This is a genomic window from Sphingomonas limnosediminicola, assembly GCF_039537965.1.
In the GTDB taxonomy this organism is placed as follows: Bacteria; Pseudomonadota; Alphaproteobacteria; order Sphingomonadales; family Sphingomonadaceae; genus Sphingomicrobium; species Sphingomicrobium limnosediminicola.
On sequence record NZ_BAABBM010000001.1, the window covers coordinates 2,458,225 to 2,481,027 of the forward strand.

The following is a 22,803-nucleotide window of genomic DNA, read 5'->3' on the forward strand; positions in this document are numbered from 1 at the left end:
TATCTCCTTACTTGCCGGCGAGGTCCGTCAGCATCAGCTGCCAGTGGACCACATTGTCATAAAGCGATGGCACGGGCAGGCGCTCGTCCTTGCCGTGGGCGCGGAAATCGACGGGAACGATCACCCAGCCGCCGTTGACGCCATAGACCGGGACGCCGGCGACGCGGAACGGGCGCGCATCGCTCGCGCCCGTCGACATTTCGGGGAATACCGGCATGCCCGGATGAAGGGCCTGCACGGCCTTGGTGTAAGCTGTGGTGACGTCGGGGCGCAGTGGCGACGTTAGCGAGGCGACATAATCGTCGTTGCGCGTGACCTTCACTTCCGGGTCGGCGACGACACGCTGAAGCTCCGCCTGGATCGCATTCGGGTCGACGCCCGGGAAGATGCGGCAGTTGATCATCGCCGTCGCCAGCTGCGGCAGCGCATTGTCGGCATGGCCGGCGAAGAGGCGCGTCGGCACGCAGCGCGTGCGGGTCAGACCTACCTCGCTCTCGCTCGTCTCGATTAAGTCGGCTGCCTCGCCGTCGTTCGGGTTGGCAAGCCACTTGCGCATAGCGTCGCCGAGCGCGCCCTTTTCCTGCCTCTGCCGCCCTTCGAAATAGGCCCGCGTCGTATCGTTCAGCATCGGCTGAAAGCGATACGCCTCAATCTTATCGAGCGCATGGGCGAGGCTGTAGATCGCATTGTCCTTGCGCGGCTTGGACGAGTGGCCGCCGCGGTTGCGAACCGTGAGCGTGTATCCGGCAAAGGTCTTCTCGGCAGTCTGCATGGTGAAGCCTGCGGGCGTCTTGTCGGGATTGAACCCGCCGCCGCCGCCATCCGCGTTCAGGCCGAATTCGGGGTGGCCAAGCATTTCCATCCACTGAGTCGCGCCATTCTTCGCGCCGATGCCGTTGGTTTCCTCGTCGCCCGTGAACAGAACAACGATGTCGCGAGTCGGCTTAAACCGAGCCTTGCGCAAGTTGATCATCGCCTGCGTTATGCCGACGATGCCGTCCTTCATGTCGATGGTCCCGCGACCATAGTAATATCCGTCACGTTCGGTCATGACGAACGGGTCGGTCGTTGAATCTTCGACCTTCGCTTCAACGACGTCCATATGGCCCATCAGCAGGATCGGCTTAGCCTTGGGCGTTCCCGCCGCGCGCCAGCGGACGATGACTGCCGCGGTGTCGTCGTCGCCGGTGGTCGCGCTGCCAGTGTGATAGGGAATGACGTGGACGTCCGCGTCAGGAAACCCGCCGGCCTTGAACTGATCGGCGACATATTGCGCCATCTCCGGCACCTTGTGGCGCCCGATGACCGTCGGCGTGTTGATCACATGCTCGAACATCGCATGAGCGGCGTCGTGCTGCGCCTTGGTGAGCGTCGGCGCCGCGGCGGTTGCGGCTGAAGCGACGACGGCGAGTGCGGTGGCGGCGAGCAGATGACGCATGGCTTGTTTCCCCCGAAATGAGTTGCAAGACGCTACGCTTGTCGCGCGTGACGTCAAGTTACCGTTCCATGACCTTCCGCCAGATATTTGGCGCTCCGCATCTCCTTGAGGCGGCTGACGGTCCGCTGGAACTCAAAGCTGCCGTCGCCTGCGGGGTAAAGTCTCTCAGGCTCCGCATCCGCGGCGGCGAGCAGCTTCACCTTATGATCGTAGAAAGCATCGATAAGCGTGACGAAGCGGGCCGCCTCGTTACGCAGTTCGGGTCCCATGACCGGAATGCCGACGATAATAATGGTGTGATAGCGGCGGGCGATGGCGAGATAGTCCGCCGCGCCGCGCGGCTCGCCGCACAGGCGCTTGAACGAAAAGACGGCGACGCCCTTCAGGCTTTTCGGCACGCGCAGCGTACGCCCACCGCCGACGTCGAGCTCCTCCGATGGTACCTTGGCACGGTCCTCGACCGGATAATCGGTGAGCTGGAAGAAGGCGCGCGACAGGTCTGCAGTCGCTTCCGGTCCGTTGGGCACATGCCAGACCTCCACGCCAGTCAGTCGGTCCAGGCGATAGTCGGTCGGACCGTCGACCTCCACCACCAGCATCTTCTGCTGGATGAGATGGATGAAAGGCACGAACAGGTCGCGGTTGAGCCCGCCCTTGTACAGGTCGTTCGGACAACGGTTAGAGGTCGTGACGACCTTCACGCCCTGGTCGAGCAGCTTCCCGAAGAGCCGCGACAGGATCATCGCGTCGGCGGGATTCGTTACCTGCATCTCATCGAAGCAAAGCAGCCGCGCTTCCCCGGCGATCTGCTCGGCGACCGGCTCGATCGGGTCGCCTTCTTCTCTTTCCCGCGCTTTACGCAGGCGGCTGTGCGTCTGGAGCATGAATTCGTGGAAGTGGACGCGGCGCTTCGGCGTGATGTCGATCTGCTCGAACGCCAGGTCCATCAGCATCGACTTGCCGCGCCCGACGCCACCCCAGAGGTAGGCGCCTGCAGGACCATCCTCTGTTTGTCCGAACAGCTTGGCGAAGAAGCCGCCAGGCCCCTTGCTGACCGCCAGCCGGTCGAGGGCCGCCACCGCGCGCTGCTGCGCTGGGTCAGGCTTCAACTCATTCGCGGCAATCAGTGCGTCGTAGGCGACCCGTACGGGTCCGCTCATCGTGCGGAAGGTCCGTTGGGCCGGTTCACTTTCTTGAGCGTGCCGCTGAAGCTGTAGCAGGGCTCGCCGTTCTGCTTGACGACGCCTTGCAGGAAGGCGTGACCGCGCGTCTGCTTCACCAACTCGACATGCGCATCGAGCGGCGATCCCGCCTGGCCGCGCGCAAGGAAATGCGTAGTGAGGTCGAGCGTCACATAATGCGCCCGCTCCATCCCAGCGCACAGGCCGCCGGCGAACATCGACATGTCGATGAAGCTCATCACCGCTCCGCCGTGGAGCGAGCCGCCCATGTTCATATGATCCTCGGTCGGGAACATCCGGGCGATTCCGCGCCCAGGCCCATCAGGCTTGAACAGCAGGCGCCCGGTCGCGGCGGCAAAGCTCGAGCGCGGAAAGTCGCCCCAGCTGAACCAGCCTTCGTTGTCGGGATCGGGCGTGGCCCCACGGGGGAGGCCAACGTCCTCCATCAACTCGTTGTTGTCGTCGCTCACGCGGCCCGTTCGGCGATCAGCTTCTTGGTCTCTGCGATCGCCTTCGCCGGGTTGAGCCCCTTAGGGCAAACATTGGCGCAGTTCATGATCGTGTGGCAACGGTAGAGGCGATATGGATCCTCAAGCTGGTCGAGCCGCTCGCCGGTCGCCTCGTCGCGGCTATCGATGATGAAGCGATAGGCCTGCAGCAGGATCGCCGGGCCGAGGAACTTGTCGGCATTCCACCAATAGCTCGGGCAGCTCGTCGAGCAGCAGAAGCAGAGGATGCACTCGTAAAGGCCGTCGAGCTTGGACCGGTCCTCCGGCGACTGCAGCCGCTCGCGTGACGGGGCCGGGCTCGCCGTCTTCAGCCACGGCTGGATGAGCGCGAACTGCGCATAGACGTGGGTGAGATCGGGGACGAGGTCCTTGACCACTTCCATGTGCGGCAGCGGCGTGATCTGCACCTCGCCCTTCAAATCCTCGATCGCCGTTGTGCAGGCGAGTCCGTTGCGACCCTGCATGTTCATCGAGCACGATCCGCAAATGCCTTCGCGGCAGGAGCGGCGGAAGGTCAGCGTCGGGTCGATCTCGTTCTTGATCTTGATGAGCGCGTCGAGGACCATCGGCCCGGTCTTGTCGAGGTCGATCGTGTAGCTGTCGAAGCGCGGGTTGGCGCCGGTATCCGGGTCGTAGCGGTAGACCTTGAAGGTCCGCAGGCGCTTGCCCTGCTCGGCCTCGTAGGTCCGGCCTTTGACGATCTTGCTGTTCTTCGGAAGCGTGAACTCGGCCAAGCGAATGACTCCTTGCTTGGGCGAGGCCGCTAGCACGCGGAGAACGGGTTTTCAAAAGCTACGCGTGCAAAAAAGAGGCCGCCCGAAGACGGCCTCTCGTCTTAACCCGGCGCTTTCGCTCAGCGACCGGTGAGCAATGCGCTGATCACCTGCTGGATCAGCATTGTCTTCGGGTCGACCCGATAGAGATAGCCATCATTGTAATAATAGCGGTAGCGCGAGTTCAGGTCGTAACGCTGTCGCACATCGTACGGGATGCGGTTGTAGCTGTAGAGCGTGCCGTAATCGCTATGCCAGCGCTGGCCACGGGCCCACTTCTTGGCCTGCCCGGGCGGCATGCAGCCATTGTGCTTCTTCGCGAGTCCCGGCGGGCAGCCGCGGTCATTGTAGCCGTAGCCATAGCTATCACCGTGGTGGTTGCCGTGACCATTGCCATGGCCCGGCTTGGCGGTCGCCGGCGCGGCAAGCGCGAGTGCGGCGACGCCGCTCAGTGCGATTAAGAGTTTCATCTGATGCCTTTCAATCAATGTCGATTGTGTGGGCAACGAAAGGGCCGCCGTTTGGATGCGGCGGCCCCTCCTGCAGCTCAAAACGGGAATGTGTTATTGCGGCTGTGTGTAGATCACCCGCGTCACGGCATAGGTTGTGGGGTCGATCTCATAGAGATAGCCGTTCGAGTAGACGTAATGTCCGTCGCTCTTGATGCCGTACTGAGTGACGACAGTCGGCGGGATCGAGCTGACGTCCGTGTAGGTGTAGGTCGGGCCGAAGACATGGCCGACCTGCCATTGCGCGCGCGCCGCGGCACCGCGGGTCAGGCGCTTGTAGGTCGTGCATACACCGTCCTTGACCTTGTCGCAGACCATCACGTCCGAATAACGCTTTTCGGCGAGGGCCGGCGAAGCGCTGAGGCCCACGGCAGCAGTGCTGATCGCAAGAATGAACTTGGACCTTTCGAATTCCTCCGATTTCGCGGCACTGGGGTAAAACGGCTGGAGGAAGGGGCCAGTTTCGCGTGCCACAGTGATTAAATGTCGGCTGGACGACCCCGTAATAAACCCATTCATGTCCCTCTCGCGGTTGCGGGCTGGGGACCACCTCGCTAATCGGGCGCCGCGCTCCTCCCGGCGGCGACTCCCCAGCTGCGCCGCCAGTGAAAACAAGAAAGGTTCGAAAGCCCCTCATGGCTCGCAAAAAGATCGCGCTCATTGGCGCCGGAATGATCGGTGGAACCCTCGCTCACCTCGCCGCGATGCGGGAGCTTGGCGATATCGTCCTGTTCGACATTGCGGAGGGCATTCCGCAGGGCAAGGCGCTGGACATCAGCCAGTGCGGCCCGGTGGAGGGTTTCGATGCGAAGCTGGCGGGCTCGAACGATTACGCCGACATCGCCGGCGCCGACGTGATCATCGTCACTGCCGGCGTCGCCCGTAAGCCGGGCATGAGCCGCGACGACCTCCTTGGCATCAACCTCAAGGTCATGAAGACGGTCGGCGAGGGCATCAAGCAGCACGCGCCCGATGCCTTCGTGATCTGCATCACCAACCCGCTCGACGCGATGGTCTGGGCACTGCGCGAATTCTCCGGGCTCCCGCACAACAAGGTCGTCGGTATGGCCGGCGTCCTTGACAGCGCTCGGTTCGCGACCTTCCTCGCGCAGGAATTCGGCGTCTCGGTCCGTGACGTGAACGCCTTCGTGCTCGGCGGCCACGGCGACACGATGGTCCCGGTCACCAGCTACACGACGATCAGCGGTATCCCGGTCGATGACCTCGTCAAGATGGGCAGGTCGTCGAAGGAGCGCATCGACGAGATCGTCAAGCGCACCCGTGGCGGCGGTGGCGAGATCGTCGCGCTGCTGAAGACCGGCTCGGCCTATTACGCACCCGCCACTAGCGCGATTGCGATGGCAGAAGCTTATCTCGGCGACCAGAAGCGCATCTTGCCCTGCGCCGTCTACGTCGACGGCAAGTACGGCCTCGACGGCCTCTACGTCGGTGTGCCGACCGTGATCGGTGCCAACGGCGTCGAGGAAGTGATCGAGATCGCGCTCGACGACGAAGCGAAGCAGAACTTCCAGGTGAGCGTCGACGCGGTGAAAGAACTGCTCGAAGCCTGCAAGCAGATCGACGGAAGCCTGGCATGAGCATCCTCGTCGACAAGAACACCAAGGTCATCACGCAGGGGATGACCGGCGAAACTGGCACGTTCCACACGCGCCAGGCGCTCGATTACGGCACGCAGATGGTCGGCGGCGTCACGCCCGGCAAAGGCGGGACGACCCACCTTGACCTGCCTGTGTTCGACACCGTTGCCGAAGCCGTTGCGAAGACAGGGGCTACTGCCAGCGTCATCTACGTCCCGCCGCCCTTCGCGGCGGACTCGATCCTCGAGGCGATCGACGCCGAAGTGCCGCTGATCGTCACCATCACCGAGGGCATTCCGGTGCTCGACATGGTCAAGGTGAAGCGCGCGCTTACCGGCTCCAAGTCGCGCCTGATCGGGCCGAACTGCCCGGGTGTGCTGACGCCGAACGAGTGCAAGATCGGCATCATGCCCGGCAACATCTTCAAGAAGGGCAGCGTCGGCGTGGTCAGCCGCTCAGGCACGCTGACCTATGAAGCCGTGTTCCAGACGACCAACGAGGGGCTGGGCCAGTCGACCGCGGTCGGCATTGGCGGCGATCCGGTCAAGGGCACCGAGTTCATCGACATGCTCGAGATGTTCCTCGCCGACGACGAGACCAAGTCGATTATCATGATCGGCGAGATCGGCGGTAGCGCGGAAGAAGACGCCGCACAGTTCCTCGCCGACGAGGCAAGGCGCGGGCGCAAGAAGCCGACCGTTGGCTTCATCGCCGGCCGCACGGCGCCTCCGGGCCGCCGCATGGGCCATGCCGGCGCGATCATCTCGGGCGGCAAGGGCGATGCCGAAAGCAAGATCGCTGCGATGGAAGCGGCTGGAATCACGGTGTCTCCGAGCCCATCTGAGCTTGGCAAGACGTTGAGGGAATTGCTCGCGACCGCCTGAGGCGCGACTGGAGAGTAAAGTTGAACGACTTCGTCGGAATGGTTGAGCACGAAGCGGGCCCGAGCTGGGAACGGCCGAACTGGCCGGTGGAGGAGCTCGATGACCTGAACCTCGGCCTCGACCCGACGCAGGCGACAATCGAGAAGGTTCGCGCCGCGGTCACCGAGCGCGCCGCGCAGACCACCAGCGATCCACAGGCGATCCGCCGCGCCGCCGAGGACAGCATCCGCGCAATGATGCTGATCCGAACCTACCGCGTGCGCGGCCACCTTGCCGCCGACCTCGATCCGCTCGGCCTCACCAAGCGCGAAATCCCGGCCGATTTAACGCCGGCCTATCACGGCTTCACCGACGCCGACCTCGACCGGCCGATCTGGACCTGCGGTGTGCTCGGCTTCGAGCAGGCAACCGTGCGCGAGATCGTCAGTGTGCTGCGTGCCAATTACTGCGGCCACGTCGGCCTCGAATACATGCACATCAACGAGGTGGAGGAGCGCCGCTTCCTGCAGGAGCGGATGGAGGGAAAGGACGCCGAAATCCACTTCACGCCTGAGGGCAAGCAGTCGATCCTGGCCAAGGTCATCCACGCCGAGCAGTGGGAAAAATTCCTCGCCAAGAAATATGTTGGCACCAAGCGCTTCGGCCTCGACGGCGGCGAGAGCGCGGTTCCGGCGCTCGAAGCGGTGATCAAATACGGCGGCCAGATGGGCGTCACCGAGATAGACGTCGGCATGGCGCACCGAGGCCGCCTCAACATCCTGTCGAACGTCATGGGCAAGCCCGCCAAAGCGATCTTCCACGAATTTGCGGGCGGCGCGACCAATCCGGCGGACGTCGGCGGTTCGGGCGACGTGAAATACCACCTCGGCACCTCGTCGGACCGTGAGTTCGACGGCAACAAGGTCCACCTGTCCCTGCTGCCGAATCCATCCCACCTCGAAGCGGTCGATCCGGTCGTGCTCGGCAAGGCGCGTGCCTCGCAGACGGTCAAGGGCGATGTCGAGGGCGACACCGTTCTTCCGATCCTGCTCCACGGCGACGCGGCCTTCGCGGGCCAGGGCGTGGTGTGGGAATGCCTCAGCTTTTCCGGCCTGCCCGGCTACGCCACCGGCGGCACTATCCATTTCATCATCAACAACCAGGTCGGCTTCACGACCAGCCCGCAGTTCGCGCGCTCATCGCCCTATCCTTCGGACGTCGCCAAGGGCATCCAGGCGCCGATCCTGCACGTCAACGGCGACGATCCGGAAGCGGTGACCTTCTGCTGCAAGCTCGCGATCGAGTTCCGGCAGGCATTCAACCGCGACATCGTGATCGACATGTGGTGCTACCGCCGCTTCGGCCACAATGAGGGCGATGAGCCGAGCTTCACGCAGCCGCTTATGTACGCCGCGATCAAGCAGCATCCGCCGATCAGCCAAATTTACGCCAAGCGCCTGATTTCCGAAGGCGTGATCGACCAGGCGTGGATCGAGGGCACGACCAACGAATATCTCGGTCACCTCGAGGAGGACTTCCAGTCGGCGGTTTCCTACGCGCCGAACAAAGCCGACTGGTTCGAAGGGCGCTGGGCGGGCCTGGGCCGGCCCGACGAGCCGGAACTAGGCCGCCGCAACATTCCGACGGCGATCAGTGACGATGAGATGCGCCAGCTCGGTTCCGTGCTGACCACGGTTCCCGAAGGGTTCACCGTCCACAAGACGCTGCAACGCATCCTCGATGCGAAGAAAACGATGTTCGATACCGGCCAGGGCTTTGACTGGGCCACCGCCGAAGCGCTCGCGTTCGGCAGCCTGATAGCTGACGGCCAGGGCGTTCGCCTGTCCGGCCAGGACAGCGGCCGCGGCACGTTCAGCCAGCGCCACGCCGTCTGGGTCGATCAGCAGACGGGCGCGAAGTACATTCCGCTGTGCCATGTGGACGGCGGTCGTTTCGAGGTCCGCGACAGTCCGCTCAGCGAATTCGGCGTGCTTGGCTTTGAATATGGCTACTCGCTCGCCGACCCGCAGACCTTGGTGCTGTGGGAAGGGCAGTTCGGCGACTTCGCCAACGGCGCGCAAAGCATCATCGACCAGTTTATTGCGGCCGGCGAAGCTAAGTGGCTGCGCGCCAGCGGCCTTGTCATGCTGCTGCCGCACGGGTTCGAAGGGCAGGGGCCGGAGCATTCGTCGGCACGCCTGGAGCGCTACTTGCAGCTTTGCGCCGGCGACAACATGCAGGTCGCGAACTGCACGACGCCGGCGAACTATTTCCACATCCTCCGGCGGCAGATGCGGCGCGATTTCCGCAAGCCGCTCATCATGATGACGCCCAAGTCGCTGCTTCGGCACAAGCTTGCCATGTCCACCTTCGCCGACTTCACCGGCGAGAGTCATTTCCGGCGCATCGTCTCCGACCTCAACCCGCCGGCCGAAGGGCAGACGCGGCGGCTGGTGCTTTGCTCGGGCAAGCTCGCTTATGAGCTGATGGAAGCGCGCGACGCGGGCGGCGACACGTCGACCGAGATCATGCGAATCGAGCAGCTTTATCCGTTCCCGTCGGAGCCTTTGGTCAAGCGCCTCAAGGCGATGCCGAGCCTCGCGGAGCTGATCTGGGCGCAGGAAGAGCCGAAGAACAACGGCGCATGGTTCTTCGTCCAGCCATTGCTTGAAACTTGCCTCGCCGACGCGGGTTTCGATGGCATGCGTCCGCAATACGCCGGCCGCGACGCGAGCGCGTCGCCCGCGACCGGCCTCGCCAAACGCCACGCGGCAGAGCAGGCGGCCTTGATTGCCGCCGCGCTCGGCCATAGCAGCCGCGCAGACGCTGTTGCGGCGCAATAAAGGGTAATCATGGCCATTGAAGTCCAGGTCCCGACACTCGGGGAATCGATCACCGAAGGCACGCTGGCCCAGTGGCTGAAGAAGCCCGGCGAAGCCGTCGCCGCCGACGAAGCTATCGCCAGCCTCGAGACCGACAAAGTCAGCGTCGAGGTGCCGGCACCGGTTGCTGGCGTGCTGACGGAACAGCTGGTCAGCGAGGGCGACACAGTCGCTGTCGGAGCCGCCATTGCGCGGATCGACGAAAACGCCACGGCTGGCGCCGCAACGGCAACGCCTGCTCAGGCCGCCGCGGCTTCAACAACCAATCCCGCTGGTGCCGGTGAAACGCCAGCACTCCGCGGCGCCGAACTTGCGCCGGAGCGGGCTGCAGCAGTCTCTGAAGCTTCGTCGGGCGACGATCACATCACGACGCTCTCACCGGCAGTGCGTCGCGCAGTCCTCGAATATCACGTCGATCCGTCGACGATCCGCGGCACCGGCAAAGACGGGCGGCTGACCAAGGACGACGTGATCGCCGCGGCGCAGAACAAGACTGCCACGGCGCTGGAAGCCAAAACGCCTTCGGCCCCCGCGGCACCCGCGCCTGCAGCTCAGTCGAAGGCCACTACCACCGGCGAGCGGAAGGAAGAGCGCGTGAAGATGACGCGCCTGCGCCAGACGGTCGCACGGCGCCTCAAGGAAGCGCAGAACACCGCCGCCATGCTAACGACGTTCAACGACGTCGACATGACCGCCGTCATCGAAGCGCGCGCGCGATACAAGGACCTCTTCGAGAAGAAGCATGGCATCCGCCTCGGCTTCATGGGCTTCTTCGTGAAGGCTTGCGCGCTCGCGGCTCGCGACGTGCCCGCCGTCAACGCCAGTATCGAAGGCGACGAGATCGTCTATCGCGACTATTTCGACGTCTCGATTGCGGTTTCGGCGCCGAAGGGCCTTGTCGTCCCTGTCGTCCGCAATGCCCAGGCCATGAGCTTTGCCGAGATCGAAAAGACGATCGCCGAATATGGAAAGCGCGCCAAGGAAGGCACGCTGACCGTCGACGACATGACCGGCGGCACCTTCACCATCTCCAACGGCGGCGTATTCGGCTCGCTGCTGTCGACACCGATCATCAATCCGCCGCAATCGGCGGTGCTCGGCATGCACCGCATCGAGGAGCGACCGGTGGTCAAGGACGGCCAGATCGTTGCCCGTCCGATGATGTATCTCGCGCTGAGCTACGACCACCGCCTTATCGACGGGCGCGAGGCGGTTACCTATCTCGTGCGCGTCAAGGAAGCGATCGAAGACCCGACGCGGCTCTTGATCGACCTCTAAGGACCAAACATGGCTGATTACGATTTTGACGTCCTGATAATCGGGAGCGGGCCCGGCGGCTACGTGGCCGCGATCCGCGCCGCACAACTGGGGCTGAAGACCGCCTGTGCCGAAAGCCGCGAGACGCTGGGCGGCACCTGCCTCAACGTCGGCTGCATCCCGTCCAAGGCGCTCCTCCACGCATCGGAGCTGTTCGACGAAGCCGCGCACGGCACGCTCGCGAAATGGGGCGTGAAGACCAGCGGCATCGAGGTCGATCTCGACGCGATGCATGGCAGCCGCAAGGAAGCAGTGAAGGGCCTGACTCAGGGCATCGAATTCCTGTTCAAGAAGAACAAGGTCGAATGGCTGAAAGGCCGGGCCAGCTTCGAAAGCGCCGACACGGTGAAGGTCGGCGACCGCACCGTGCGCGCGAAGAACATCGTCATCGCTACCGGTTCGTCGGTTACGCCTTTGCCCGGCGTTACCGTCGACCGGGAACGGATCGTCGACAGCACCGGCGCGCTGGAGCTTGCGCAGGTCCCTAAGAAGATGGTCGTCATCGGCGGGGGCGTGATTGGCCTCGAACTCGGCTCCGTCTGGCGGCGCCTCGGGGCGGAGGTCACGGTCGTCGAATTCCTCGACCAGATCCTCCCGGGCTTCGACGGCGACGTCCGCAAGGAAGCCAACAAGATTTTCAAGAAGCAGGGCTTCGAGTTCAAGCTGTCGACCAAGGTCACCAAGGCGGAGCGCAAGGGCGACATCGTCACCCTGACCGTCGAGCCCGCCGCCGGCGGCGCCGCGGAAATGATCGAGGCTGACGTCGTGCTCGTCTCCATCGGTCGCCGCCCGAACACCGAAGACCTCGCGCTCGACAAGGCCGGCGTGCAGACCAACCAGCGCGGGCAGATCGAAACCGATCACGACTTCCGCACCAAGGTGCCGGGCGTCTGGGCGATCGGCGACGTGATTCCAGGACCGATGCTCGCCCACAAGGCGGAAGACGAAGGTATTGCGGTCGCCGAGAATATCGCTGGCCTCACGGGCATCGTGAACCACGATGTCATCCCGTCGGTGGTCTATACGATGCCAGAAATCGCCGGCGTCGGCCTGACCGAGGAGCAGGCGAAGGAGCATGGCGAGGTGAAGATCGGCAAGTTCCCGATGCTCGCCAACAGCCGTGCCAAGACCAACCGTGAAACCGATGGTTTCGTGAAGGTCATTGCCGACGCCAAGACGGACCGCGTGCTCGGCGTGTGGATCATTGCATCCGTCGGCGGGACCATGATCGCGCAGGCCGCGCAGGCGATGGAATTCGGCGCTACCAGCGAGGACATCGCCTACACCTGCCATGCCCACCCGACCCATTCTGAGGCGCTCAAGGAAGCGGCCATGGCTGTTACTGGGAAGCCGATCCACATTTAGTGTAGGGCTTCGCGATGGCGAAGCTTCATGACGAATGGCAGGTCCTTCCGCACGGTACGCTCCGTGAGGTCGCGCCCGGCATATTGACGGTTGTCGGACAGATCCCGATGCCGCTCGGCAAATTCCCGCGGCGAATGACGGTGGTGGCGATCGGCGACGGCCGAACCGCGATCTTCTCGCCGATCCCGCTCAATGAAGCGGGAATGGCGCAGGTTGAAAAGCTGGGCGAACCGGCGTTCCTGATCGTGCCCAATGGCGGACACCGGCTCGACCTCCGGCCGTTTCACAAGCGCTACCCGAAGGCGAAGATCGTCACCGCGCCGGGCTCCAAGGAAAAGGTCGAAGAAGCCGCAAAGCCGGTCCAGACCCGCGCCAATCTGGGCGACCGAGCGCGCATCTTCACCCTCGCTGGCTGCGAGGAGATAGAGCTGGCGATGATTGTACTCGATGAGTCGGGCGGCACGACGCTGATCACCAACGATGTTATTGGCAATGTGGCCCATCCCAAAGGAATCGGCGCCAAAATCATGTTGCGCCTGATGGGTTTCGGGCCAAAGCCGCGCATCACCGTCGCGGCCAAGCGCTTCTTCATCAAGGACAAGCGCTCGCTCGCCGCACAGCTGCGCGAATGGTCGAAGATCGAAAGCCTGGTGCGCCTCATTCCCTCGCACGGCGACATCATCGACCGCCCGGCGCCCTTGCTGAACCGGCTCGCCGACAGCCTGATGAAATAGCGCCGACCGCAGTTTCACGCGCTCTGTGCTATGACACGGCCATGCTGGTCGGTCTCCTCATCGCCGCGCAGACGGTCGCCTCGCCGCCGACCCTGGCACCGTTCAAGCCTTTCGTCGGCAGCTGCTGGCGCGCCTCCTTCAGCGCGACCACGACCGATACTCATTGCTTCGAGCCGATCTATGGCGGCGCCCACGTGCGCGACCGGCACGAGGTGAAGGATCAGGGTAAAATCGTTTACGCCGGCGAGACCATCTACAGCGCCGACGGCCCGGACCTGGTGTTTACCTACGTCAACTCGATGGGCGGTGTCGGGCAGGGTAAGGTCGGCTCGGCGGGCAAGTTGCTCGGCTTTACCGGCACCATGCGCGCCTCGCCCGACAAGCCGGAACAGCAAATCGATACCGAATGGCGCGTTGTCGACGCCGACCATTATAAGGTGCGGTCGCTGGTGAAGACGAAGGCAGGCGAGCTACCGCCCACCTTGACGTTCATCCGCGTAAAGGCACGCTAGTTACTTCAGCCAGGCGACCAGCATCTCCAGCAGGCTCATGTCGCGCTTGTCGACCTGGGCTGGCGCTGTCGACGGGCAATCAAGGCAACGCGCCTGGATGCTCGGGCCTGACAGGATCGAACGGACTTCCGCCATTGCGGTCGCGAGCTGCTGCTGCGGCTGACCGGCCATGATCGCGAAGGCGTCGGCTGGCGCATTCGCGTCGTCGTCATTGTCCGCGAACGCGTCGAGCAACTGATCGCGATAGGTCCGGGGTTGCTCGAGGTAGCGCAGGCCGCGCTGGTCCTCCCCAAGTCCGGCAAGCTGCGCCGCCTTGGCAATCGCCTCGTCCATGCCGCCGAAGCCGTCGACGAGGCCCAGCTGATGCGCGGTGCCGCCGTCCCACACGCGGCCCTGCGCGATCTGGTCGACCTGCTGCGGCGTCTTGTGCCGCGACTGGGCGACGATCGAGAGGAAGCGCGCGTACATCGCGTTCACGCCAGACTGGATCATCTGGTTTGCTTCGGGCGAGGGGCCTTTCAGCAAATCGGGCTCGCCTGACAGCGGCGTCGTCTTCACGCCATCCGCGCCAACCCCCAGCTTCTGCAGTGTGCCTTGAAAGCTCGGCAGGACGCCGAATACGCCGATCGAGCCGGTGATGGTGGAAGGCTCGGCGTAGATATAGTTGGCCGGCGTCGATACCCAGTAACCGCCGGACGCCGCGACATTGCCCATCGACACCACGACCGGGATCTTACGCGCGCGCGCTTCGAGCAGCGCCTGCCGGATCTGCTCGGACGCAGTGACCGAACCGCCAGGGCTGTCGACGCGGACGACAAGCGCCTTCACGTCATATTTGCGGATGCCGTCGAGGATCTGCTTGGCGATCGTGTCGCCGCCGGCGTTGCCCGCCGCGCCCTTCCCGTCGACGATCATGCCGGCGACGGTGACGACGCCGATCGGGCCCTTCGGCCGACGGTCGACCTTGTCCGCGAAGTAGGCAGCGGGCGAAATGCGGTTGAACCCGCGCGGATCGCCCGACTTGCTTCCGCCCAGCTGCGCCAGTCGCCGCTCGAACGCGTTGCGGTCGCCGACCTTGTCGACCAGCCCGTTCATCACGGCGGCCTTGGCCATGTCGCCGCCCGCGGCAGCGATCGCGCCGTTCATGTTCTGCAGGAAGACGTCGACGTTTGCCTTGGGGCGAGCGCGCTTGATGCCCTCGCGCCAGTCTTCGAGCTCCGCCGTGTCGAGCGCCATGTAGTTCTCGCGAGCTTCCGGCGACATGTCGTTGCGGATGTAGGGCTCGACCGCCGACTTGTAGGTGCCGACGCGATAGACGTTGGCGGTGACGCCCAGCTTGTCGAGCAGGCCCTTGTAGTAAAGGTTCGACCCACCCGGACCGGCGACCAGCACCGCGCCCAGCGGGTTCAGCCACACTTCCGAAGCCGCGGCGGCAAGCTGGTAGCTGTCGTTGGTATAGCCGGTCGCATAAGCGATCACCGGCTTGCCCGAATCCCGCACGCGACGGATGGCGTCGGCAAGATCGCCCATCGACGTCTGGCCACCGCCGGTGAAGCTGTCGAGGTCGAGCGCAACCGCCTTCACGCGATCGTCGTCCTTGGCCTGGTTCAGCGCGACGACCAGGTCGCGGAGACGGAATTGGTCAGGACGCGCGCCGCTGAACACGTCGGCCCAGCTGGCCCGCGACGGCTGCTCGACGACGCTGCCCTTGAGGTCGAGGTCGAGGACGCCGTCCTTCACCGGCGCCGGCCGGACCGACAGGCTGGCGTAAAGCAAGCCGAAGAACAGCAGCAGTATCAGCAGGACCAAGGCGTCCTTAATCCCGACCAGCAACTTCCAGATTGCGCGCGCGAATTTCATCTTCAGGCCTTTATTCGTTCGGGCGTGTTGCTAGCGTAGAACGCCCGCCAATGCGAGCGGCGCTGAATGGCTTGTCTCGTTCCTTCATTGCTTCCGCGCATTCCTACGGCAATGGGGTTTCGATGGACGCGGCGGGCATCTCTACGAGCGAACCGGCAGGTGCATGGCGCGAAGAGCTTCGCGCGACGCTGTCGCTCGCCTGGCCTTTGATCCTTGCTAACGTTACGCAACAGGTCATTCAGGCGACCGACGTGCTTCTCATGGGCCGTCTGGGCTCGACCCCGCTTGCGGCCGCGACGTTGGCGCTGAACATGACGTTCACCTTCAACGTGCTGTTGCTGGGCCTACTGATCGCGTCGTCGCCGATGATGGCGACTGCGCTTGGCCAGCGGTCGAATGCGGTCCGCGACGTGCGCCGGACATTCCGCGCGGGCCTGTGGCTGCTGATCATCGGACTGCCGCCCTATTGGCTTATACTGTGGAACGTCGGCACGCTGATGCGCTGGCTGGGGCAGGCGCCGGAGTTGGCCGAGCAAGGCCAGACGTTCCTGAGGGCATACATGTGGTGCACAGCGCCTTGGCTCCTCTTCCAGCTTCTTCGCAACTTCGTCGCCGCGCTGGAGCGGCCGCGGATTGTGCTGTGGCTCAGCCTCGGCGGTATCGCGCTCAATGCGCTGCTCAGTTGGTCGCTGATCTTCGGCCATTTCGGCTTGCCCGCCCTTGGGCTGGTGGGAGGCGGCGTCGGCAGCACGATTACCTGGGTTGCCTTGTGCGGTGCCCTGATCGTCGTCGTCCGGCGCGATCGCCAATTCCGGCGTTTCCATCTATTCGGCAATTGGTGGCGGTTCGACGGCCAGCGAACTCTTGCAATGACAAAGCTGGGCGGTCCGATCGGCATCACCATGGCGCTGGAAATGGGCGTGTTCGCGCTCGCGGCCTATTTCATGGGCTGGATCGGCGCTCCCGCCGTCGCGGCCCATGCCGTAGCCCTGCAGATTGCAGCCCTGACCTTCATGGTACCGCTCGGCCTCGGCCAGGCCGCAACCGTGCGGGTCGGATTGGCTCTGGGCCGCAAGGACGAGGCCGGCATTACCCGAGCCGGCTGGACGGCCTGGATCATGGGTGTCGGCTTCATGGGGTCCATGGCGCTGGTCATGTGGGCGGTCCCGCACTGGATGGTGACGTTGTTCCTCGCCGACGTCGCGGCCAACGCGTTGACGATCGAACTCGCCATTAGCTTCCTCAAGGTCGCGGCGGCTTTTCAGCTGGTAGACGGGGCACAGGTCATCGGCGCCGGCATGCTCCGCGGGCTGCACGACACGCGCTGGCCGTTGTTCTTCGCCTTGTTCGGCTATTGGGGCGTCGGGCTCGGCATCGGCTCCTGGCTGGCCTTCGGGGCCGATTGGAAGGGAGTCGGCATTTGGGTCGGGCTCGCAAGCGGCCTCGCCGTGGTTGCCGTCCTGATGCTCGCGCGCTGGAACCTCAGGGACCGGATCGGCCTGACCCGCCTCGCGCACGACTGAAAACAAAAGCATTGCCGCCGCCTGTTGACAGTTGAACGGCGCGCAACCACATGCGCCCCATCGCTGGCACTCTCATCCGGTGAGTGCCAACGGCAAGTTCAACCTTTAGAATTGAAAGAGGGGGTTAGACCCATGGGTTTCAGGCCGCTTCATGATCGCGTTCTCGTCCGCCGGGTCGAGGCCGACGCAAAGACTGCCGGCGGGATCATCATCCCGGACACGGCGAAGGAAAAGCCGCAGGAAGGCGAAGTCGTCGCCGTCGGAGGTGGCGCCAAGAGCGAAGAAGGCAAGGTCACGCCGCTGGACGTCAAGGCCGGCGACAAGATCCTGTTTGGCAAGTGGTCGGGCACCGAAGTGAAAATCGACGGTGAAGACCTCATCATCATGAAGGAAAGCGACATCCTCGGGATCGTCGGCTGACCTTGCGCGGCGCGCTTAGGGTCACACCAAACGTGCCGCTCTCCATGACTTTAGTGACTTTAGACAAACGGAAAGGGTAGCCAGATGGCAGCCAAGGACGTGAAATTCAGCCGCGACGCGCGTGAGCGCATTCTCGCCGGCGTCGACATCCTCGCCAACGCGGTGAAGGTGACTCTGGGGCCGAAGGGCCGCAACGTGGTCATCGAAAAGAGCTTCGGCGCGCCACGCATCACCAAGGACGGCGTTACCGTCGCCAAGGAGATCGAGCTCAAGGACAAGTTCGAGAACATGGGCGCCCAGATGGTGCGCGAAGTGGCCTCGAAGACCAACGACATTGCCGGCGACGGCACCACGACCGCGACCGTCCTCGCTCAGGCGATCGTTCGCGAAGGCATGAAGTCGGTCGCGGCCGGCATGAACCCGATGGATCTCAAGCGCGGCATCGACATCGCCGTCACTAAGGTCGTCGAGGACCTCAAGAGCCGCTCCAAGGACGTCCAAGGGACGCAGGAAATCGCTCAGGTCGGAATCATCTCGGCCAACGGCGACCGTGAAGTCGGCGAGAAGATCGCCGAGGCGATGGAAAAGGTCGGTAAGGAAGGCGTGATCACTGTCGAAGAGGCGAAGGGTCTCGAATTCGAGCTCGACGTCGTCGAAGGCATGCAGTTCGACCGCGGCTATCTCAGCCCCTACTTCATCACCAACCCGGAAAAGATGCAGGTCGAGCTCAGCGACCCCTACATCCTGATCCACGAGAAGAAGCTGTCGAACCTTCAGGCGATGCTTCCGATCCTCGAGGCGGTTGTTCAGAGCGGCCGTCCGCTCCTGATCATCGCCGAGGACATCGAAGGCGAAGCGCTCGCAACGCTCGTCGTCAACAAGCTGCGCGGCGGCCTCAAGGTCGCGGCCGTGAAGGCGCCGGGCTTCGGCGATCGCCGCAAGGCGATGCTCGAGGACATTGCGATCCTCACCGGCGGCGAGATGATCAGCGAGGACCTCGGCATCAAGCTCGAGACCGTCACGCTGAACATGCTCGGCCAGGCCAAGCGCGTCACGATCGACAAGGACAACACGACGATCGTCGACGGCAATGGCACCCGCGAGAACATCGAGGGCCGCGTCGGCGCGATCCGTTCGCAGATCGACACCACCACTTCGGACTACGACCGTGAGAAGCTCCAGGAGCGACTCGCGAAGCTCGCTGGTGGCGTTGCGGTGATTAAGGTCGGCGGTGCGTCGGAGATCGAGGTCAAGGAGCGCAAGGATCGCGTTGATGACGCGCTTCACGCGACCCGCGCTGCGGTCGAGGAGGGCATCGTCCCTGGCGGCGGTACCGCGCTGCTCTACGCCACCAAGGCTCTCGACGGCCTCAAGGGTGAGAACGACGACCAGACCCGCGGCATCGACATCATCCGCAAGGCGCTTCAGTCGCCGGTGCGGCAGATTGCCGAGAACGCCGGTCATGACGGCGCGGTGGTTGCCGGCAAGCTGATCGACGGCAACGACCCGACGCTGGGCTTCAACGCCCAGACCGAGACCTACGAAAACCTCGTCCAGGCTGGCGTAATCGACCCGACCAAGGTCGTCCGCGCTGCCCTTCAGGACGCGGCGTCGGTCGCAGGCCTGCTGATCACCACCGAGGCGACGATCGCCGAGCTGCCGGAAGACAAGCCGGCTCCGGCGATGGCCGGTGGCGGCATGGGCGGAATGGACTTCTAAGTCCTCAGCCTAGTCTGAATTGTTTGAAGGGCCGGTGGAGCGATCCGCCGGCCCTTCTTCATTGGCGGCGGCGTCGAGCATGTTCTCGGCTTCGTTCAGCTGAGCGGCTTGCTCAGCGGTCGGCCCTTGGGGCTGCTCCTTCCCGCAGGCGGCGAGAATCAGGAACAGCGGAACGATCCTTCTCATTTCGAGCGAAGTACCACTTCGCTCGAACATAAAAAAAGGGCCGCCCCGGGGGACGGCCCTTCCAATCTGTCGATTGAGCGAGGCTTACTTGGCCGCGTTGTCGGCAGCGTTCGAAACCGCGTTCTGCGCGTTCTCGACGGCGTTGCCGGCGTTCGAGACTTCGTTGCCAGCGGCATTCAGCGCGTTGTCCGCAGCCGTCGTCGCATTCTCTTCGGCGACGTTGACGTCGGTCGCCGCATTGTTCTCAACGGCGGTGTCGTTCGCCGCAGTGTTGTTGTCGGTCTTGGTGCACGCGGCGAGGCCGAGCGCGACAACCGCAACGGTCAGAGCAAATTTCTTCATGATGCTTCCACTCCCATAAAAACGCCCTGGGGGGCGCCAGCCCAGCCCGTCAATGCGAGTCGATCAGGCCAGACCTTCGGCCATAGCTGCAATCCCTACTGTCAAACAAGAGTATAATTTCAAACGCCGATTTGACGATATAAAGATATCTTTATATCCTTATCTGGTGAGCTTGACCCTTCCCTTGGCCGATCGATTCCAGGCGCTTGCCGATCCGACCCGGCTGCGGGTGCTCGCGTTGCTGCGGATCATGGAGCTTTCGGTAGGCGAGTTGGCGCAGGTCCTCGGCCAAAGCCAGCCGCGCGTATCCCGCCATTTAAAGATTCTCGCCGACGCTGGCGTACTGGAGCGCCGCAAGGAGGGTAGCTGGGTCTTCTTGACCTTGACGGACGCAGAAGCGAACGACGCCTTGTTCGGCCTAATCGACGGCTGGGCCGACGCAGCGACGCGCGCTTTGTTTGCTGCCGACGCCGCCCGAACCGATGCGATCCGCGCCGAGCGCGCCGAAGCTGCCAATCGATATTTCGCGGGCCACGCGGGCGTGTGGGACCAGATTCGTTCGCTCCACGTGGCCGAAACAGACGTCGAACGCGCTATCGATCAGGCGCTTGGACGCCGTCCGCTCGGGCGCCTAGTCGATATCGGTACTGGTACAGGCCGCATGATCGAGCTTTTCGCCCCGCGAGCAACGCAGGCGATCGGCATCGACCGTTCCTCCGAGATGCTGCGGCTTGCCCGCGTGAAGCTGGAAGCCGCGGGCATCCACCCGAGCCTTCGCCAAGGCGATATGTATGCGCTTCCGCTCGATGACGGCAGCGCGGACTGCGTCATCATCCACCAGGTGCTTCACTACGCTCACTCGCCCGCCGCGGCGATTGCGGAGGCAGCACGGGTGCTTGCGCCAGGCGGCACGCTCCTCGTCATCGATTTCGCGGCGCACGAACGGGAGGAGCTGCGCTCGACCGACGCGCACATCCGCCTCGGATTCGAGGATGAGGTGATGTCAGGCTGGTTCGCGGCGGCAGACCTAGAGATCGACCATGTCGAGCATCTGGAAGGCGGGGAATTGACGGTGACCTTGTGGCGCGGTGCCAAGCAGGGCGCTCGACAACGGAGGGCGGCATGAACGCATACGAACGCCTGAGCCAGCATTTGCCGCTGTTCGCGGAAGCGCGCGGCGACATTCAGGTCAGTTTCGAGTTCTTCCCGCCGAAAACCGAGAAAATGGCGGAAACGCTGTGGGATTCGGTGCAGACGTTGGCGCCGCTGCAGCCTCGCTTCGTCTCGGTAACGTATGGTGCGGGTGGCTCGACGCGCGAACGTACCCACCAGACCGTGGAGCGGATTCTCAAGGAAACATCGCTCACGCCGGCCGCGCACCTGACCTGCGTCGGTGCGTCGAAGGGCGAAGTCGACGACGTTGCCCGTGAATATTGGGACCTTGGCGTCCGCAACATCGTCGCCCTGCGCGGCGATCCGCCCGAGCCCGGCAGCAAGTATCAGCCGCATCCGCACGGGTATCGCGACGCCGCCGAACTGGTTGAGGGGCTGAAGAAGGTCGCCCCTTTCGACATTTCGGTCGCCGCTTATCCCGAATGTCACCCGGACTCATCGTCACGAAGGTTCGATCTCGAGAATCTGAAACGCAAGGTCGACGCCGGCGCCGACCGGGCGATCTCGCAATTCTTCTTCTCGGCGGACTGTTTCCTTCGCTTCCGCGACGAAGCCGCTGCAGCGGGGATTGATGCGGAGATTGTGCCGGGCATTCTCCCGGTGTCCAACGTCGCGACTACACGCCGGTTCGCGCAGACCTGCGGCGCTGCTATCCCCCAGTGGCTCGACGATCTGTTCGAGGGTCTCGACGACCTGCCCGCGGCGCGGCAACTCATCGCGGCTACCGTCGCCGCAGAACTTTGCGGCCAGCTCTATGCCGGCGGAATCCGTCACTTCCACTTCTACACCTTGAACCGCGCAGAGCTCAGCTACGCGATTTGCCACCTGCTGGGCGTAAGGGCGAAACAGTCATGACCAAATCTCAAGCGCTTCGCGCCGAGGCGGCGAAGCGGATCATTGTGAAAGACGGCGCCTATGGCACGTCGGTGCAGGCGCGGAAGCTGAGGGCGGCTGACTATTGCGGCGGTCTCGACCTGCTAAAGGACCAGAAAGGCAACAACGACCTCCTCAACATCAGTAAGCCGGAGGTGGTTAGATCGATCTGCGAAAGCTTCGCCGAGGCGGGGGCCGAAATCCTCGCGACTAATACCTTCAACGCCAATGCTATTAGCCAGGCCGATTATGGCGCCGAGGCGTTGGTGGGAGAGATCAACCGCGCCGCCGGCCGCATCACGCGCGAGGTCGCTGACCGCTACACCGCGAAGGACGGACGGCCGCGGTGGGTTGCCGGCGCGCTCGGGCCGACCAACAAGACGCTGTCACTGTCGCCGAATGTGAACGATCCCGGCTTCCGCGAAGTAGACTTTGACGAGGTGAAAGCGGTTTATCGCGAGCAGATCGATGCGCTTGTGGAGGGCGGCGTCGACTTCATCCTGATTGAGACGGTTTTCGACACGCTGAACGCCAAGTCGGCGATCATGGCGGGCCTGGAGGCCGAGCAGGCGCTTGGGCGCGAGCTGCCGCTGATGATCTCGATGACGCTGACCGACCTTAGCGGGCGCAACCTCAGCGGGCACACGGTGGAGGCCTTCTGGGCATCCGTCCGCCACGCCCGTCCGCTCACCATCGGCCTCAATTGCTCATTCGGTGCAGCGCAGTTGCGGCCCCATCTGTCGGCACTGGCTGCAACGGCCGACGCATTGGTCATGGCTTATCCGAACGCTGGGTTGCCCAACGAACTTGGCGAGTATGACGAGGCGGCTGAAGAGACCGCGCGGCAGGTTCGCGAATGGGCCGAGAGCGGGCTCGTCAACATCGTCGGCGGCTGCTGCGGGACGACACCGCAGCACATCGCCGCCATTGCCGGGGCGGTGCGCGATTGCACGCCGCGCGCCGTCCCGGCTGCTCAGCGGGGCACGTTGCTCGCCGGGCTCGAGCCGATGCTGATTGCCGCCTAAC

General features: G+C 63.9%; 22 protein-coding genes. 13 read left to right on the top strand and 9 right to left on the bottom strand.

The window, feature by feature from the left end:
* Window positions 1-7 precede the first annotated feature (7 nt).
* The 6 genes from ABD704_RS12575 to ABD704_RS12600 all read right to left on the bottom strand — a co-directional run bounded on the left by ABD704_RS12575 (window position 8) and on the right by ABD704_RS12600 (window position 4,884).
* A complete protein-coding gene (locus ABD704_RS12575) occupies window positions 8-1,438 on the bottom strand; it encodes a M20/M25/M40 family metallo-hydrolase (protein ID WP_344700042.1) in 1,431 nt (476 codons plus the stop codon).
* A gap of 53 nt (window positions 1,439-1,491) precedes the next feature.
* Window positions 1,492-2,598: a cell division protein ZapE gene (gene zapE / locus ABD704_RS12580; protein WP_344700043.1), complete on the bottom strand. Its 1,107-nt coding sequence runs from the start codon at window positions 2,596-2,598 to the stop codon at window positions 1,492-1,494.
* Entirely contained in the window at window positions 2,595-3,089 is a 495-nt protein-coding gene (locus ABD704_RS12585; protein WP_344700045.1) for a PaaI family thioesterase, read from the bottom strand. Before ABD704_RS12585 ends, zapE begins: the two co-directional genes overlap by 4 nt.
* Window positions 3,086-3,862: a succinate dehydrogenase iron-sulfur subunit gene (locus tag ABD704_RS12590; RefSeq protein ID WP_344700046.1), complete on the bottom strand. Its 777-nt coding sequence runs from the start codon at window positions 3,860-3,862 to the stop codon at window positions 3,086-3,088. The genes ABD704_RS12585 and ABD704_RS12590 overlap by 4 nt, the downstream gene beginning before the upstream one ends.
* A 119-nt stretch (window positions 3,863-3,981) precedes the next feature.
* Window positions 3,982-4,371 carry a hypothetical protein gene (locus ABD704_RS12595; RefSeq protein ID WP_344700047.1) on the bottom strand — a complete coding sequence of 130 codons (390 nt, stop codon included), beginning with the start codon at window positions 4,369-4,371 and terminating at the stop codon, window positions 3,982-3,984.
* Between the two features lie 93 nt (window positions 4,372-4,464).
* Window positions 4,465-4,884: a hypothetical protein gene (locus ABD704_RS12600; RefSeq protein WP_344700048.1), complete on the bottom strand. Its 420-nt coding sequence runs from the start codon at window positions 4,882-4,884 to the stop codon at window positions 4,465-4,467.
* A 161-nt stretch (window positions 4,885-5,045) separates the two neighbouring features.
* Here ABD704_RS12600 and mdh point away from each other — a divergent pair, with 161 nt between their 5' ends.
* Genes mdh through ABD704_RS12635 form a run of 7 tightly spaced genes read left to right on the top strand, consistent with a single transcriptional unit; the run spans window position 5,046 to window position 13,681 of the window.
* Window positions 5,046-6,008, top strand: coding sequence for a malate dehydrogenase (mdh, locus tag ABD704_RS12605; RefSeq protein WP_344700049.1), 963 nt, complete (start codon window positions 5,046-5,048; stop codon window positions 6,006-6,008).
* On the top strand, window positions 6,005-6,892 hold the full coding sequence (gene sucD / locus ABD704_RS12610; RefSeq protein WP_344700050.1) for a succinate--CoA ligase subunit alpha: 888 nt from the start codon (window positions 6,005-6,007) through the stop codon (window positions 6,890-6,892). Before mdh ends, sucD begins: the two co-directional genes overlap by 4 nt.
* A 38-nt stretch (window positions 6,893-6,930) precedes the next feature.
* Window positions 6,931-9,714: a 2-oxoglutarate dehydrogenase E1 component gene (locus tag ABD704_RS12615; protein ID WP_344700545.1), complete on the top strand. Its 2,784-nt coding sequence runs from the start codon at window positions 6,931-6,933 to the stop codon at window positions 9,712-9,714.
* 9 nt (window positions 9,715-9,723) lie between these two features.
* Window positions 9,724-11,031, top strand: coding sequence for a 2-oxoglutarate dehydrogenase complex dihydrolipoyllysine-residue succinyltransferase (gene odhB, locus ABD704_RS12620; RefSeq protein ID WP_344700051.1), 1,308 nt, complete (start codon window positions 9,724-9,726; stop codon window positions 11,029-11,031).
* A 9-nt stretch (window positions 11,032-11,040) separates the two neighbouring features.
* Complete coding sequence (gene lpdA / locus ABD704_RS12625; RefSeq protein ID WP_344700052.1) at window positions 11,041-12,435, top strand: dihydrolipoyl dehydrogenase; 1,395 nt, start codon at window positions 11,041-11,043, stop codon at window positions 12,433-12,435.
* A gap of 14 nt (window positions 12,436-12,449) precedes the next feature.
* A complete protein-coding gene (locus tag ABD704_RS12630) occupies window positions 12,450-13,169 on the top strand; it encodes a DUF4336 domain-containing protein (RefSeq protein WP_344700053.1) in 720 nt (239 codons plus the stop codon).
* A 41-nt stretch (window positions 13,170-13,210) separates the two neighbouring features.
* On the top strand, window positions 13,211-13,681 hold the full coding sequence (locus ABD704_RS12635; RefSeq protein ID WP_344700054.1) for a hypothetical protein: 471 nt from the start codon (window positions 13,211-13,213) through the stop codon (window positions 13,679-13,681).
* On the opposite strand, the gene sppA is transcribed toward ABD704_RS12635, so the two are convergent.
* The gene (gene sppA, locus ABD704_RS12640) at window positions 13,682-15,541 is read right to left on the bottom strand and encodes a signal peptide peptidase SppA (protein WP_344700055.1); all 1,860 of its coding nucleotides are present in this window, start codon (window positions 15,539-15,541) and stop codon (window positions 13,682-13,684) included.
* A 71-nt stretch (window positions 15,542-15,612) separates the two neighbouring features.
* Between sppA and ABD704_RS12645 the strand changes: the two genes are divergently transcribed.
* From ABD704_RS12645 to groL, 3 genes are all read left to right on the top strand, one after another.
* On the top strand, window positions 15,613-17,064 hold the full coding sequence (locus tag ABD704_RS12645; RefSeq protein ID WP_344700056.1) for an MATE family efflux transporter: 1,452 nt from the start codon (window positions 15,613-15,615) through the stop codon (window positions 17,062-17,064).
* A gap of 132 nt (window positions 17,065-17,196) precedes the next feature.
* Window positions 17,197-17,484 carry a co-chaperone GroES gene (groES, locus tag ABD704_RS12650; protein ID WP_344700057.1) on the top strand — a complete coding sequence of 96 codons (288 nt, stop codon included), beginning with the start codon at window positions 17,197-17,199 and terminating at the stop codon, window positions 17,482-17,484.
* An 84-nt stretch (window positions 17,485-17,568) separates the two neighbouring features.
* On the top strand, window positions 17,569-19,203 hold the full coding sequence (groL, locus tag ABD704_RS12655; protein ID WP_344700058.1) for a chaperonin GroEL: 1,635 nt from the start codon (window positions 17,569-17,571) through the stop codon (window positions 19,201-19,203).
* A 9-nt stretch (window positions 19,204-19,212) separates the two neighbouring features.
* Here groL and ABD704_RS12660 read toward each other — a convergent pair whose 3' ends face one another.
* The gene (locus tag ABD704_RS12660; RefSeq protein WP_344700059.1) at window positions 19,213-19,389 is read right to left on the bottom strand and encodes a hypothetical protein; all 177 of its coding nucleotides are present in this window, start codon (window positions 19,387-19,389) and stop codon (window positions 19,213-19,215) included.
* Window positions 19,390-19,473: 84 nt separating this feature from the next.
* A complete protein-coding gene (locus ABD704_RS12665) occupies window positions 19,474-19,731 on the bottom strand; it encodes a circumsporozoite protein (protein WP_344700060.1) in 258 nt (85 codons plus the stop codon).
* Window positions 19,732-19,903: 172 nt separating this feature from the next.
* On the opposite strand from ABD704_RS12665, the gene ABD704_RS12670 reads away from it, so the two are divergent.
* Genes ABD704_RS12670 through ABD704_RS12680 form a run of 3 tightly spaced genes read left to right on the top strand, consistent with a single transcriptional unit; the run spans window position 19,904 to window position 22,802 of the window.
* Entirely contained in the window at window positions 19,904-20,857 is a 954-nt protein-coding gene (locus ABD704_RS12670) for an ArsR/SmtB family transcription factor (RefSeq protein ID WP_344700546.1), read from the top strand.
* Window positions 20,854-21,759 (top strand): methylenetetrahydrofolate reductase [NAD(P)H], encoded by a 906-nt coding sequence (gene metF, locus ABD704_RS12675; RefSeq protein WP_344700061.1) that lies wholly within the window; start codon window positions 20,854-20,856, stop codon window positions 21,757-21,759. The genes ABD704_RS12670 and metF overlap by 4 nt, the downstream gene beginning before the upstream one ends.
* The gene (locus tag ABD704_RS12680; protein WP_344700062.1) at window positions 21,756-22,802 is read left to right on the top strand and encodes a homocysteine S-methyltransferase family protein; all 1,047 of its coding nucleotides are present in this window, start codon (window positions 21,756-21,758) and stop codon (window positions 22,800-22,802) included. The genes metF and ABD704_RS12680 overlap by 4 nt, the downstream gene beginning before the upstream one ends.
* Window position 22,803 lies beyond the last annotated feature (1 nt).

Coding starts and splice junctions, on each gene's coding strand:
- ABD704_RS12575 (WP_344700042.1), bottom strand. CDS start 1,438: ATGCGTCATCTGCTCGCCGCCACCGCACTCGCCGTCGTCGCTTCAGCC.
- zapE (WP_344700043.1), bottom strand. CDS start 2,598: ATGAGCGGACCCGTACGGGTCGCCTACGACGCACTGATTGCCGCGAAT.
- ABD704_RS12595 (WP_344700047.1), bottom strand. CDS start 4,371: ATGAAACTCTTAATCGCACTGAGCGGCGTCGCCGCACTCGCGCTTGCC.
- mdh (WP_344700049.1), top strand. CDS start 5,046: ATGGCTCGCAAAAAGATCGCGCTCATTGGCGCCGGAATGATCGGTGGA.
- sucD (WP_344700050.1), top strand. CDS start 6,005: ATGAGCATCCTCGTCGACAAGAACACCAAGGTCATCACGCAGGGGATG.
- ABD704_RS12615 (WP_344700545.1), top strand. CDS start 6,931: ATGGTTGAGCACGAAGCGGGCCCGAGCTGGGAACGGCCGAACTGGCCG.
- odhB (WP_344700051.1), top strand. CDS start 9,724: ATGGCCATTGAAGTCCAGGTCCCGACACTCGGGGAATCGATCACCGAA.
- lpdA (WP_344700052.1), top strand. CDS start 11,041: ATGGCTGATTACGATTTTGACGTCCTGATAATCGGGAGCGGGCCCGGC.
- ABD704_RS12630 (WP_344700053.1), top strand. CDS start 12,450: ATGGCGAAGCTTCATGACGAATGGCAGGTCCTTCCGCACGGTACGCTC.
- ABD704_RS12635 (WP_344700054.1), top strand. CDS start 13,211: ATGCTGGTCGGTCTCCTCATCGCCGCGCAGACGGTCGCCTCGCCGCCG.
- sppA (WP_344700055.1), bottom strand. CDS start 15,541: ATGAAATTCGCGCGCGCAATCTGGAAGTTGCTGGTCGGGATTAAGGAC.
- groES (WP_344700057.1), top strand. CDS start 17,197: ATGGGTTTCAGGCCGCTTCATGATCGCGTTCTCGTCCGCCGGGTCGAG.
- groL (WP_344700058.1), top strand. CDS start 17,569: ATGGCAGCCAAGGACGTGAAATTCAGCCGCGACGCGCGTGAGCGCATT.
- ABD704_RS12660 (WP_344700059.1), bottom strand. CDS start 19,389: ATGAGAAGGATCGTTCCGCTGTTCCTGATTCTCGCCGCCTGCGGGAAG.
- ABD704_RS12665 (WP_344700060.1), bottom strand. CDS start 19,731: ATGAAGAAATTTGCTCTGACCGTTGCGGTTGTCGCGCTCGGCCTCGCC.
- metF (WP_344700061.1), top strand. CDS start 20,854: ATGAACGCATACGAACGCCTGAGCCAGCATTTGCCGCTGTTCGCGGAA.
- ABD704_RS12680 (WP_344700062.1), top strand. CDS start 21,756: ATGACCAAATCTCAAGCGCTTCGCGCCGAGGCGGCGAAGCGGATCATT.